Here is a 12,962-nt window from a genome sequence, read left to right as displayed (position 1 = left end):
GTAACCGGCCAACGGCGGTATCGGCGCGCCGGATGGGGCCGTGTTATGGCCTCGCCGGAACCGGCCGCGCGTCCGCGTTGCGAGTCCACCAGCGCGCGTAGGCGGGGTTCGCGTCGGCCAGTTCCGCGTAAACGTGCACCAGCGCGCCGATGAGCCGTCGCGCGGCGCGGTCGGCCCCGGCACGCCAGAGCACCGAGATCCGTTGCGCCAGCGGGGCATCCCGCAACGGAACCAGCGCGAGGCCGTCCAGCGGCCGCGAGGTCGGGTGGTAGAGACCAATCGCCTGCCCGGAACGGACCAGCGTCCTGGCCAGGTGCCAGTCGCCGGTCCAGAAGCTCACCTGCGGCTGGAATCCCGCGCTCGCGCAGGCACGCCGGAAGTAGGACGGCCACGCACCCTCTTCGAGGGGATCGTCGATCCACTCGTTCGCGCTCAGTTCCCCCAACGCGATCTCCGCGCGTGTCGCGAGTGGATCTTGCGCGGACAGGCCGACGAACACGGGTTCGCGCGGGATCAGCACGTGCCGCCCGACGCCGGCGGGCAGCGTGAGCGGCGAGCCGACCGGTTCCTGGACGATGCCGACGTCGAGCGCGCCGGATTCCAGGAGCGAGACGATCCGAGGCTGGCCGTGGTCGACCCGCAGCCACACCTTCGCCGACGGCAGCAGCGAACCCAATTCCGGCGCCAGCAGGTTCAACGCCGGGCTGGGCTGCGCCCCGACGCGCAACACCTTCCTCGTCCTGCCCTCGCGCGGGTCCGGGACCAGCGCGGCGGTGAGATCGTCCAGGCCGAACAGGATCGCCCGCGCCCTGGCCACCACCTCGGCACCGATGGCGGTCGGCACCACGCCCGCCGCGGTCCTGGTGAACAGGCGCGCGCCGAAGTGCTGCTCCACCCGGCTCAGCATGGCGGACACCGCTGGCTGGCTCAGACCGAGCCGCACCGCGCCGCGGGAAATGCTTTCACCGGCTGCGATCGCGTCGAGCATCCGGAGATGCTGCGGCCCCAGATCCACCTCGGCCTCCTGACCACACCGTCAGCCCGGTTCGAGCGTAGTGCGGACGTCAACGGCCGTTCGTCGCCGGATCAGCGGGAAGCCCGGCCGGGAGGACCCCCGGAACCGGCCTCAGCGCAGGACGTCCGCGCCGGGGATCGCGTCGAGTAGACGTCGGGTGTACGGGTCAGCGGGTGCGTCGAGCACCCGGTCCACCGCGCCCTGTTCGACGACGCGCCCTTCGCGCATCACGACCACCTCGTCGGCGATCGACCGCACCACCGCGAGGTCGTGCGAGATGAACAGGTAGCTGACCCCGAGCTCCTCCTGCAGCCGGGCGAGCAGCTTCAGGATCTGGTCCTGGACGAGGACGTCCAGTGCGGAGACCGCTTCGTCGCAGACCACCAGCCCCGGGCTCAGCGCGAGCGCGCGGGCGATCGCCACCCGCTGGCGCTGCCCGCCGGACAGCTCGTTCGGGTAGCGCTGGGCCACCTCCGCCGGCAGCGCGACCTGGTCGAGCAGTTCGCGCACCCTGGCCCCGCGGCTCGCCCGGTCGCCGACGCCGAACACGCGCAGCGGCTCGGCGATCAGTCTGTCCACAGTGAACATCGGGTCCAGTGACGCATACGGGTCCTGGAAAACCGGTTGCATCGTCCGCCGCGCCGCCTTCAGCCGCGCGCCGCGGAGCCCGACGACCTCCTTGCCGCCGAGGCGGACGATCCCGCCGGTCACCGGGATCAGGCCGAGCACCATCCTCGCCGTGGTGGTCTTGCCGGAGCCGGACTCGCCGACGATCGCCGTGGTCCGTCCTTTCTCGACGGTGAACGAAACGTCTTCCACCGCGCGGAAAACCCCGGCACCACGCGCCGCTCCCCGCAATCGGTACTCTTTGGACACACCTTCGACCTCAAGCACCGGCGATGGCACCGGACCGGGGGAAACGGCCGCACGAGGCGAAGTCCTGGCCAGTGCCGGTGCCGCCGCGACCAGCCGGCGGGTGTACTCGTGCCGCGGTTCGGTGAGCACCTGGCGAGCGGGACCCGCCTCCACCACCTCGCCACGGGACATCACCACCACCTGGTCGGCGCGGTCGGCCGCCAGTCCGAGGTCGTGCGTCACCAGCAGCATCGCGGTGCCCAGCTCGCGGGTCAGCTCGTCGAGGTGGTCGAGGATCTGCCGCTGCACGGTCACATCGAGCGCCGACGTCGGCTCGTCGGCGATCAGCAGATCGGGACGGCAGGCGAGCCCGATCGCGATCAGCACCCGCTGGCGCATACCGCCGGAGAACTCGTGCGGGTACTGCCGCGCGCGGCGGCCCGGATCCGGGAGCCCCGCCTCGCCCAGCACCTCGACCGCACGGGCCCGCACCTCGCGCCTGGTCGCCATCCCGTGCACCAGCAGGGTTTCCTCCACCTGGCGGCCGATCCGCGATACCGGGTTGAGGTTCGACATCGGGTCCTGCGGCACCAGCCCGATCTCCCTGCCGCGCAGCCGCCGCAGCCGCTTTTCGTCCGCGCGGGCGATGTCCTCGCCGCGCAACCGGATCTCGCCGCCGGTCACCCTGCCGGAACCCGGCAGCAGCCCCATGATCGCGTGCGCCATCGTCGACTTCCCCGACCCCGACTCCCCGACCACGGCCACCCGCTCCCCCGGCATCAGCCGGAAGCCCGCCCCGCGCACGGCGGCGACCGGTCCGAAGGACACCTCGAGATCGCTCACTTCCAGCAGCGGCTGGTCCGTCATCGCGCCTCCCGTCACGTCGTGGTCTTGGGGTCGAGTGCGTCGCGGAGCGCGTCGCCGAAGAGGTTGAACCCGAGGCAGATCACCGCGATCGCGATACCGGGGAAGACACCGGGCCACAGGGTGCGGAACAGGTACTGCTGCGCGTCCGACAGCATGATCCCGAGGCTGGGCGCGGGTGGCAGGATGCCGAGCCCGAGGAACGACAGGATGGCCTCCCCGAGCACCGCGGCCGGCATGATCACGGTGGCCTGCACGATGATCGCGGACAGCGCGTTGGGCAGGATGTGCTGGCCGAGCACGCGGAGGGAGCCCGCGTGCATGGTGTGCGCGGCGAGCACGAAGTCGGATTCCTTCAGCCGCAGCGTTTCGGCGCGGACGACCCTGATCATCGCCGGGACGTTCGCGATGCCCAGCGCGACAGCGGCGTTGCCGAGGCCGCCGCCGTTGATCGCGGCGAGGCCGACCGCCAGCACCAGGAACGGGAAAGCGAGCATCAGGTCGGCGAGCCGGGAAACCAGCGCGTCCACCCGTCGCCAGTAGCCCGAAAGCAGTCCGAGCGGCACACCGACGACGAGCGCGAGCAGCACGGAAAGGGCGCCGACCTCCAGCGAAGCGCGCGTGCCGTACAGCACGCGGGAAAGCACGTCCCGCCCGAGGTCGTCGGTGCCCAGCGCGAACCCGACCGTGCCGGGCCGCTGGAACGGCGTGGTGAAGTGCACCTCGGCCGCCGGGTACGGCGCCAGCAGCGGGGCGAACACGCCGCAGACGAGCACGATCAGCAGCAGGATGCCGCCGACCACGCCCATCGGGTTGTGCAGCAGCTTGCGCACCACGCGGCCGCGCACCGGGAGCGACGAGTCGGGCCGGACGGGTTCGGCGGAGGCGGTCATCGCAGGCTCCCGGAAACTCGGACGCGCGGGTCGATGAGGGTGTAGAGGACGTCGACGAGCAGGTTGATCACGATGTAGGCCGCCGTGACGACCAGTACCACGGCCTGGACGACCGGGTAGTCGCGGCTGAACACCGAGTCCAGGGTGAGCTTCCCGATGCCGGGCAGGCTGAAGATCCGCTCGGTGACCACCGCGCCCGCGATCAGCCCGCCGAGTTGCAGGCCGATCACCGTGGTCACCACGATCAGGCTGTTGCGCAGCCCGTACCGGAACACCACCGCGCCCCGGCCGAGCCCCTTCGCGCGGGCGGTGCGCACGAAGTCCGCGGTGAGCGTGCCGACCATGGACGCCCTCGTCTGCCGCTGCACCACGGCCGCGTGGGACATGCCGAGGATCACCGCGGGCAGGGTCAGGTAGTAGATCCCGCGCAGCGGGTCCTCGAACGGCGAGACGTAACCCGAGGCGGGGAACCAGTCCAGCCCCACGGCGAGGTAGAGCACGGCGAGGATGCCGAGCCAGAACGTCGGCACCGACAGGGCGAGCAGGGAAATGCCGTTCGCCGCCCACTCCGGCCAGCGGCCGCGGAACACCGCGGCGATGACCCCGCCCGCCATCCCGGCCAGCACCGCGATGAGCATCGCGTACAACGCGAGCTGCAGCGTCACCGGCAGGGTCGCGCCGATCATCTCGGTGACCGGCGTGCCGGTGCGGGCCGATCGGCCGAAGTCCGCGGTCAGCGTGTGGCCGAGGAACTTCAGGTACTGCACGGGAACGGGTTCGTCCAGGCCGAGCTGGGCCCGGATCGCGGCGATCGCCGCCGGGTCGGCCTCCTCCCCCGCCATCGCCTGCGCCGGGTCGCCCGGCAGCGCCCGCACGCCGAGGAAAACCACGATCGACGCGAGCAGCAGGGTCAGCGCGGACTGCCACAGCCGGTGGAACAGGTAGCGCGCCACGGGTTCAGCCCTCCCTGTCCGCGGCGAACGCCGCCTTGCCCAGCCGCAGCACGCCGTCCGAATACACCTCGACGCCGACGAGACCGGCCGAACGCACGGTCAGGGACCGCAGCCGGTAGGTGTAGACGACCGGGTTGTCGCGCTGGATCAGCGCGACCGCCTTCCCGTACAGCACAGCGCGGTGCGCTGGATCGATGACCTGCGACGCCTTCGTCAGCACCTCGTCCAGTTCGGGCGAGGAGAACCCGCCGTAGTTCCCGCCGCCCCCGCTCACCAGGAAGCGGGCCGTGTTGGCGTCCGGGTCGATACGGCCGGACCAGCCGAGCAGCAGCGCTTCGTAGGTCCCGCGCTTCTGCACGTCGAGCAGCGTCGAATACTCGACCGGCACGACCTGCAGCGCGAACCCGCCCTCCGCCACGCTGGCCTGCAACGCCTGCGCGTAGCGGAGTTGGTCCTGCGAGTTGCTGACCTGGAGCCGTACCGGGAACGGCACCGGGACCCCGGCTTCGGCCAGCAACTGCCTCGATCGCTTCGGATCGAATACGGGACAGGCGGTACCCATGGGCGTGGCGTAGGGCGACTTCGGGGAGACGGGCGTGCAGGCAGGCTCGAACCAGTTGTTGAACACCGTGTCCACCAACGTCTTCCGGTCGATGGCCGCGGAGAAGGCGGCCCTGATCCGGGGATCCTTCGCGATCGGGGTATCGATCGGCTTGGCGGGCTTGCCGACACCGTCGACGTTGCCGATGTTGAAGGTGATGCCCTGGTAGCCGAGCGAACTCGCTTGCAGCACCTTCAGATCCGGGTCCCTGGCGAGGGAATCGACGTCCTGCGGCGAGATCGTGTCGGCCACCCCGACGTCGCCGGAGCGCAGGTTCGCCGCCCTGATGTTGGCGTCCGGCATGATCCGGTAGACGATCTTGTCCAGGTGCACGCGCGCGGTGTCGTAGTACCGCGGGTCCCTGACCACGGTGATGGCGGTCTGCGGAACCCGCGAGGCGAACTTGAACGGCCCGACGCACACCGGCGCGGCGGCGAAGTCCGCACCCTTCGCCGCGAGCGCGGCCGGGGACATGATCATCCCGGCCCGGTCGGCCAGCGCGGCGGTGATCGGCGCGTACGGCCGTTTGTAGCGAAGCACCACGTGACTCGCGTCCGGCGCGCCGATCTCCCTGATCGGCCCCATTTCGCCGGTGCGCTGGGACCCCTTCATGGTGAGGTGGCGCTGGAGACTCGTGCGCACCGCGTTGGCGTCGAAGGGAGTTCCGTCGGCGAACACGACCCCGGGACGGACACCGATCGTCACGGTCAGCCCGTCGGCGGAGATCTCGGGGAGCGCGGACGCGAGCTGCGGCACGATCCGCCCGGTCGCATCGATGTCATAGAGCTTCTCGCAGATCGTGCTCATCACGTACCGCGTGTAGAGCGAGCTGGAAGTCGTCGGGTCGAGCCGGTCCGGTTCGGACGAAAGGCCGACCGCCAGCTCGCCGCCCTCGCGGACGGGCCGGTCGCCGACCGGGGCGCCGTAGTCGTCGGGGTGGTCACCGCCCACCGCGGCGTGCTGGATCGGCACGCAGGCCGCGAGCAGGGCCGCGGCGGCGGCGAGCACGAGCGGCCGCCTTGCGCGCGAAAACCGGAGAACCATGGACGACTCCCAGCGTTGGGGGTGCGGCTACCTGCCTACGGCGTAGCCCTGCATGCCGCGCGGGTTCGACCCCGCGGACAGGACACCGGTTTCCGGATCACGTGCCACCGCGCACAGCCGCCCCTCCGACCACGCCTCCCCCACCGTCACGTCGTGGCCGCGTGCCCGGAGATCGGCGATGACCTCGGCACCGATCCGCGATTCCACGGTGACGCTCCCGGGACGCATCGCACGCGGGTAGAACGAGCTCGGGAAGCTGTCGGTGTGCCAGTTCGGCGCGTCGATCGCGCCTTGCAGGTCGAACTGCCCGCGGACCTTCCCGCGCAGCGCGACCGCGAGGAAGAAGTGCAGGCTCCACTGGTCCTGCTGGTCGCCGCCGGGGGTCCCGAACGCCAGCACGGGCTCTCCGCCGCGCAGCGCCAACGACGGCGAAAGCGTGGTGCGGGGCCGGCGCCCCGGCGTCAGCGTGTTCGGCAAGCCCGGTTCGAGCCAGCACATCTGCAACCGCGTGCCGAGCGGGAAGCCGAGCTCCGGCACCACCGGGTTCGACTGGAGCCAGCCGCCGCTCGGCGTGGCCGCGACCATGTTGCCCCACCGGTCGACGACGTCGAGGTGGCAGGTGTCGCCGCGGGTGGCGCCGTCCATGGCGACCGTCGGCTCTCCCGCCCCGGCGTGCGGCCGCTCGGTCGGGACGCCTTCGGCGACCCGCCTGGCGTGCTCGCTCAAGCGCGGCTCCCGTCCACTGAGCACGCCCGGACGCAGTTCCAGCGCGGCTCGTTCCCCGATCAGCGCACGCCGTGCGTCGTTGTACTCCTTGCCCAGCAAGGTATCCAGCGCGACGTCGCCGCTGTCGCCGTACCAGGCCTCCCGGTCGGCCATCGCCAGCTTCGTGCCTTCGACGAGGGTGTGCACGTAGCCCGGCGCGGTGTGGTCGAGGTCCCCGGGGAGTAGAGCGAGCTGCTGCAGGAAGACCGGGCCCTGGCTCCACGGTCCCGGTTTCGCCACCGTCCAGCCGTTCCAGGTGTGCGTCGCGGGGTCTTCGTAGGTCGCGGAGAACGCGGCCAGGTCGGCACCGTCGAGGGTGCCCGCGTGTCGTTCACCCGAAGTGTCCATTGTGGGCAGTGCGGCGAATTCGGCCAGCGCCTCGGCGATGAAGCCTTCGCGCCACACGCGGCGTGCCGCGTCGATCTGCGCCTCCCGGCCCTGCCCCGCCGCCTCGGCCTCGCTGATCAGGCGGCGCCAGGTCGCCGCCAGCGCCGGATTCTTCAGCAGCGCGCCGGGAGCGGGCGGCTTACCGTCACGGAGGTAGACCTCGGCCGAGGTGGTCCACTCGGTCTCGAACAGTTCCTGGACCGCCGCCACAGCGGCCCCGATCCGTTCGACGGCGGGGGCGCCGTCTTCGGCGTATCCGATGGCGTACTTCAGCACGTCCGACAACGGCTTTGTCCCGTGGTCGCGCAGCAGGAGCATCCAGGCGTCGAAGGCGCCGGGGACGGCGGCGGCGAGCGGGCCGGTGCCGGGCACCAGGTCCAGGCCGAGCGAGCGGTAGTGCCCCGTGGTGGCACCGGCAGGCGCCGGGCCCTGTCCACAAAGGACCTTGGGCGCGCCGCCCGCGGGAGCCAGGATGATCGGCAGGTCACCGCCGGGGCCGTTGAGGTGCGGTTCGACCACGTGCAGCACGAACCCGGCGGCGACCGCGGCGTCGAAGGCGTTGCCGCCGTCCTCCAGCACCGCCATCGCGGCCGAGGAGGCCAGCCAGTGGGTGGACGAAACCATGCCGAAGGTGCCTTGCAGGGTCGGCCGCGTGGTGAACAACCTGGTCCTCCCGTTCGAGCGATATGGAGGGAGTAAACGCCTCGCCCACGACGACGTCAAAGACATCTGTGACACCATTTCGATAGCCAGTCGCTATCGATCAGGAGCGCCACCCGTGGAACGTCGCCAGCTCGAGTACTTCGTCGAGATCGTCGAGCGCGGCGGTTTCACCCACGCCGCCCGGTCGCTGCACGTCGCGCAGCCTTCGCTGTCCAGGGCGATCGGCAACCTCGAGCGCGAACTGGGCGTCACGCTGTTCCACCGGGTCGGCCGCAACGCCGTGCTGAGCAGCGCCGGGGAGCTGCTCGTGGACCGGGCAAGGCTGGTGCTGCGCGATCTCGCGGCACTGCGCACCGCGGCGCGGTCGGCCGCCGAGGGCGCGGTCGGCAGGGTCGACGTCGCGGCGACCTCCTCGTCCGCGCTCGAACCGACCACCAGCATCATCGCCGACCTGCGGGAGCACCATCCCGGCGTCACGGTGAGCACGTCGTCCGCGCAGTCCGCGGCCGAGGTGGTGACGATGGTCCTGCAGGGGCGGTGCGAGGTCGGCGTCTGCGGGAGCAGGGAGCGCCCGGCCGGCAACGGCCTCGTCGCGCACCACCTGCGGGACGAGGAGTTCCTGCTCGTGGTGCCGCCGGGCGCACTGCCCGGCGCCGGGCCGGTGGTGCCGCCGGAGGCCCTGCGCGGCATGCGGTTCGTGGTGCCCCAGCCCCAGACCGCGGTCAGGGCCCTGTTCGACCGGCTCGCCGGGACCGTCGGTGACATGACGATCGTGGCCGAGGTCGGCGACCGGAGCGTGGTGCTGCCGATGGTGCTCAAGGGCATCGGCGCCGGGCTGATGCCGGACGGCTGGGCCGATCTCGCGCGCCGCGCCGGTGCCGACGTCCACCGCTTCGATCCCCCGGAACGCCTGCCGCAGTGGCTCGTGCACCGGGCAGGACCGGTCACCGCCGCGACACAGGCCTTTGTGGACACCACGTTGTCCGCAAGGGACACCGGCCAGAGCCCGCCGGACTGATCAGACCGGGCTACCCGGCTTGTCCTGGTCGAAGGACGGAAGTCCTTGGTAGACCTCGGGTTTCGACCGGCGGAGCCACGCGGCCACGCCGAGCCCTGCCACCAGCGCCACCACCAGCAGCCACGGCAGCAACGCGATGACCGGTGCCGCCGAGCCGGCGAGGGTGGGGAAGTTCGCGATCGCCAGCACGGTCACCCCGATCAGGCAGATCCCGCCGAGCCCCGGCGCGATCGCCGTCTTCCAGATCCTGGGGTCACCGCGGCGCCGGAAGAAGACCACGACGGCGATCCCGGCCATCGCCTGCAGCGCGATGATCCCGAGCGTGCCGATACCGGTCATGCTCGCGGTGAGGTCGGCGAGCGGGTCGAGCCCCGCGATCGCGTACCCGGCGGCGACCACGACCGCGAACCCGATCTGCACCGCGCTGGCGACGTAGGGCGCCCCGCTCGCGGGCCGGGTCCGGCCGAGCACAGCGGGCAGGACCCGCGAACGCCCGAGCGCGAACAGGTAGCGCGTGGCCGAGTTGTGCAGGGCGAGCAGCGCGGCGAAGAGGCTGACCACCAGCAGCAGCATCATCACGTCCAGCAGGAAGGTGCCGAGGTGGGTCCGCGCGACGCTGAACACCAGATCACCCGTCGCCAAGTGGTCCCGTCCCGCCTGCCCGGCGTTCTCGACGCCGAGCGCGCTGACGATCGCCCAGGTGGTGAACGCGGCGAAGCACCCGATGAGCAGGATCGCGATGTAGGTGGCGCGGGGAATCGTGCGCGCGGGCCGCCGCGCCTCCTCGCTGAACAACCCGGTGGCCTCGAACCCGACGAAGGCGTTGAACGCGAACAGGAACGCGATCCCGGTCGACCCGCCGAACACCACGCCCGGCGAGAACGCGCGCGCGCTCAGACCGGTGCGGAACAGCACCGCGAAATCGAGCACTAGCAGGATCGCCACCTCGAGGACCAGCGAAACGCCGAGCACCTTCGCGCTCACTTCGACGCCGCGGCGGCCGAGCAGGAACACCGCCACCGCGGAAAGCAGGCTCCAGAGCTGCCACGGCGTCTTGGCGCCGAAGACCTGTTCGACGACGTTCGCGGTGAAGAACCCGCTCGTTCCCAGCGCGCCCGCGACGAAGCAGTTGTAGCCGAGCACCGCGACGAACGCGGCGACCAGCCCCAGCGGCCGTCCCATCGCCCGCGACACGTAGACGGAAAACCCGCCTGCACCGGTGACGATCCGGCTCATCTGGGCGTAGCCGATGCCGAACAGGATCAGGATCGCCGACGCGATCACGAACGCGCCCGGCATCCCGCCGCCGCTACCCAGCGCGATCCCCAGCGAAGCGATGACCACGATCCCGGTCAACGGCGCGACCGCCGCCAGCACGAGGAACACCACCCCTGCCGTGCCGAGCGCGTCCGCCCTCAGCAGCCCCGAATCCCGTTCAGCGTCCATGACGTTCCTCCCAGGACCGCGGCGGTGGACGGACGAGGGCATCCTCTCCGAGCCGGGCCCCGGGGGTCTTGCGCTGCGCCGCGCTCCTGTTGACGGAGTGCGCACGGAAGGGAATTCGCCTCTGCCTTCACGTCGCCGACGCAGGAAAGAGGCCCGCTCCGCGCCGGCTCGGGCGCGGAACGGGCTTTTCCGGCTTCGCGGCTAGCTGTTGCTCACCTTCACCGTGAACGAGTCCACGCTCATCCCGGCACCGGAGGTGATGTCCGGGGACGGCGAGGTGCAGCCGCAGACCTTGTTCGGGTACGAACCGCCGATCGCGACGTCGAAGATGGCGAAGAACCCGTGGTCGACGGCCGCCTTCCAGGTCGCGTCCGACACCTGGTTCTGTTTGACGGCGTAGCTCTGCTTGCCGTCGAGGTAGAAGCGCAGTTCCTCGGCCGCGGCGTCACGCCGGTCCACGATCACCGAATACGTGTGGAAACCGGTCTGACAGCCCTCGCAGGCTTGCAGATCGCTGGTGATGCCGTCCGGGTCGTGGCACTCGCCCGCCCACTGTCCGCAGTGGAACGTCGTGGAATGCTTGCTCAGCGCGTTGACGTCCTCCATGATGTCGATCTCGCCGATACTCGGCCAGTTGGTGGCATTCGCCGGGCGCGCGTCGGCACCCATCGCCCAGAACGCGGGCCAATAACCGAGCCCCTTTTCCGGGTTCGGCTGCTGAATGGACGCGCTCAGCTCCATCTGCCCGCCAGCCGGTGCGCCGAAGTCGGTGCGCTGGGTTTCGACCCTGCCCGAGGTCCACTTGCCGGCGGAATCCCGGATCGGCTTGATCACCATATGACCACTGCCGTCCTGATAGACGTTCTCCGTGGAGTCCGTGGCGACCTCGATCTCACCGGTGCCCCAGTTCGCGGCGCCGCCGGGGTAACCCGTTCCCTTGTCGTAGAGCCAGTTCCTCTCGTTCAGGCGACTGCCCGCCGCGCCGTCGAAATTGTCCTGGAATACGGTGTTCCACTCTTCCTTGGGCTCGCTCGCACCAGCGGACACCGGCCCGGAAAGCGCCACAGCGGCCAGTGACATCGTTGTCACAAGTCCGAAAAAACGACTCAGGGAACGACGTTTCAAACCAGCCGCTTTTCTTGCAGAACCGTTTTCGCGCATTGCCCTGCTTTCTCTCGGAGGGACCGGGAATCCACCCTCCAACGACCGCTCTCGCACCGTCAAGGCCCGCCCCTGGTTTCGTTACGGCGACAAGGGAAGTGTGCCCTTGCGCACCTGGCATCCAGGACGTGCGGGCAACCGGCTCCTTCTCCGGCGACCGGATGAGGTGCTCAGGAGCCAGCACTGGTGACGACTGGGCCAGCCCCCTCCGGAGCGTTTTTGGTGGTGAACGCAGGTGACGGAAGGTGTGAGTATTCAACAAAGCCGAGCCGTATAGGGCGTTATACACTTCACTTGTGTCACGCGCTCAGCCCAGGTTCGTGGGTTGAGAATGCTCCCGATGTCCTGGAGGGCACCTTCGGGCCACCTCTCCACCCGCCGACCTCGTCCGCCTGGTCCAGAAGCACCGAGCCGATCAGGAAGGAACGCGGCCCCGCGCGGCGAGGTGGAATCCGCGCCCGCTCTTCTCCCCGAGGTGCCCTGCGGCGACCAGCTCGGCCAGCAGCGGGCTCGGTTCGAACCGCGGGTCACCGGTGAACTCCCGTAGCACCACCAGGGTGTCGACGATGGTGTCGAGCCCGATCAGGTCGGCGGTGCGTAGCGGGCCCATCCTGTGCCCGAAGCACTGCTGGAACACCGCGTCCACGGTGGCCGCGTCGGCGGTGCCCTGGTGCACCACGGTGGCCGCCTCGTTGACGGTGAGCATCAGCACCCGGTTGGAGACGAACCCCGGCCCGTCCCCCACCACGATGGCCTTCTTGCCGAGGCTGCCGAGCAGTTCCGTGGTGCGCCGCAAGGTGTCCGAGGAGGTGCGGGGCCCGCTGGCCACCTCGACGGTGTCCTTGAGCGGGGCCGGGTTCATGAAGTGCGTGCCGATCATCCGGCTCGGATCACCGAGCCAGCCCGCCAAGTGGTCGATCGGGATCGCCGAGGTGCAGGAGGCGAGCACGGTGCCGGGTGCGCTGTGCTCGTCGGCGGCGCGCAGCACCTCCTCCTTGACGGGCAGGCGTTCCGGCACGCATTCGAGCACGAACTCCGGCGAGTCCAGCTCGTCCCAGCGGCCGGTCCAGCGGATGCGGCCCAGCACCTCGTCCGGGCCGGGGCCGTCGCGGCGCAGCATCTTCGCCAGGCGCGCCCCGGCGCGCACCCGGTCCGGCCCGGCTTCCCGCGCGGCGGCGTCCGGTTCGAACACCGTCACGGTGTGCCCGGCCGCGGCGAGGCACTGCGCGACGCCGCAGCCCATCGTGCCGCCACCGAGCACCGCGTGGTTCTCCATCTCGGATTCCTCCCTGTATCC

The 12,962-nt window shown here is 70.7% G+C and carries 10 protein-coding genes; 1 reads left to right on the top strand and 9 read right to left on the bottom strand.

Annotation, left to right across the window (positions count from 1 at the left end; genetic code table 11):
• Positions 1-43: 43 nt before the first annotated feature.
• The 6 genes from ABD256_RS12540 to ABD256_RS12515 form a co-directional block, all read right to left on the bottom strand.
• Positions 44-988, bottom strand: coding sequence for a LysR family transcriptional regulator (locus tag ABD256_RS12540; protein WP_344417043.1), 945 nt, complete (start codon positions 986-988; stop codon positions 44-46).
• 138 nt (positions 989-1,126) lie between these two features.
• Positions 1,127-2,737 carry an ABC transporter ATP-binding protein gene (locus tag ABD256_RS12535; protein ID WP_344417041.1) on the bottom strand — a complete coding sequence of 537 codons (1,611 nt, stop codon included), beginning with the start codon at positions 2,735-2,737 and terminating at the stop codon, positions 1,127-1,129.
• An 11-nt stretch (positions 2,738-2,748) separates the two neighbouring features.
• Positions 2,749-3,627: an ABC transporter permease gene (locus tag ABD256_RS12530; protein ID WP_344417039.1), complete on the bottom strand. Its 879-nt coding sequence runs from the start codon at positions 3,625-3,627 to the stop codon at positions 2,749-2,751.
• Positions 3,624-4,580, bottom strand: coding sequence for an ABC transporter permease (locus ABD256_RS12525; RefSeq protein WP_344417037.1), 957 nt, complete (start codon positions 4,578-4,580; stop codon positions 3,624-3,626). The genes ABD256_RS12530 and ABD256_RS12525 overlap by 4 nt, the downstream gene beginning before the upstream one ends.
• A 4-nt stretch (positions 4,581-4,584) precedes the next feature.
• Entirely contained in the window at positions 4,585-6,225 is a 1,641-nt protein-coding gene (locus ABD256_RS12520; protein ID WP_344417035.1) for an ABC transporter substrate-binding protein, read from the bottom strand.
• A gap of 27 nt (positions 6,226-6,252) precedes the next feature.
• Positions 6,253-8,040, bottom strand: a complete 1,788-nt coding sequence (locus tag ABD256_RS12515) for a gamma-glutamyltransferase family protein (protein WP_344417033.1) — start codon at positions 8,038-8,040, stop codon at positions 6,253-6,255.
• Between the two features lie 115 nt (positions 8,041-8,155).
• Here ABD256_RS12515 and ABD256_RS12510 point away from each other — a divergent pair, with 115 nt between their 5' ends.
• Positions 8,156-9,058 carry a LysR family transcriptional regulator gene (locus ABD256_RS12510; RefSeq protein WP_344417031.1) on the top strand — a complete coding sequence of 301 codons (903 nt, stop codon included), beginning with the start codon at positions 8,156-8,158 and terminating at the stop codon, positions 9,056-9,058.
• On the opposite strand, the gene ABD256_RS12505 is transcribed toward ABD256_RS12510, so the two are convergent.
• From ABD256_RS12505 to ABD256_RS12495, 3 genes are all read right to left on the bottom strand, one after another.
• Positions 9,059-10,504 (bottom strand): APC family permease, encoded by a 1,446-nt coding sequence (locus ABD256_RS12505; protein ID WP_344417029.1) that lies wholly within the window; start codon positions 10,502-10,504, stop codon positions 9,059-9,061.
• A 201-nt stretch (positions 10,505-10,705) separates the two neighbouring features.
• Entirely contained in the window at positions 10,706-11,665 is a 960-nt protein-coding gene (locus tag ABD256_RS12500) for a glycoside hydrolase family 16 protein (protein WP_344417027.1), read from the bottom strand.
• 415 nt (positions 11,666-12,080) lie between these two features.
• Positions 12,081-12,941, bottom strand: a complete 861-nt coding sequence (locus tag ABD256_RS12495; RefSeq protein ID WP_344417025.1) for a 3-hydroxyacyl-CoA dehydrogenase family protein — start codon at positions 12,939-12,941, stop codon at positions 12,081-12,083.
• Between the last annotated feature and the right edge of the window lie 21 nt (positions 12,942-12,962).

It is taken from the genome of Amycolatopsis minnesotensis, assembly GCF_039529815.1.
Taxonomy (GTDB): domain Bacteria; phylum Actinomycetota; class Actinomycetes; order Mycobacteriales; family Pseudonocardiaceae; genus Amycolatopsis; species Amycolatopsis minnesotensis.
Note: the sequence above shows the minus strand (reverse complement) of the source record. Positions and strands in the feature narration are given on the sequence as shown.

Coding starts and splice junctions, on each gene's coding strand:
- ABD256_RS12540 (WP_344417043.1), bottom strand. CDS start 988: ATGCTCGACGCGATCGCAGCCGGTGAAAGCATTTCCCGCGGCGCGGTG.
- ABD256_RS12535 (WP_344417041.1), bottom strand. CDS start 2,737: ATGACGGACCAGCCGCTGCTGGAAGTGAGCGATCTCGAGGTGTCCTTC.
- ABD256_RS12530 (WP_344417039.1), bottom strand. CDS start 3,627: ATGACCGCCTCCGCCGAACCCGTCCGGCCCGACTCGTCGCTCCCGGTG.
- ABD256_RS12520 (WP_344417035.1), bottom strand. CDS start 6,225: ATGGTTCTCCGGTTTTCGCGCGCAAGGCGGCCGCTCGTGCTCGCCGCC.
- ABD256_RS12505 (WP_344417029.1), bottom strand. CDS start 10,504: ATGGACGCTGAACGGGATTCGGGGCTGCTGAGGGCGGACGCGCTCGGC.
- ABD256_RS12500 (WP_344417027.1), bottom strand. CDS start 11,665: ATGCGCGAAAACGGTTCTGCAAGAAAAGCGGCTGGTTTGAAACGTCGT.
- ABD256_RS12495 (WP_344417025.1), bottom strand. CDS start 12,941: ATGGAGAACCACGCGGTGCTCGGTGGCGGCACGATGGGCTGCGGCGTC.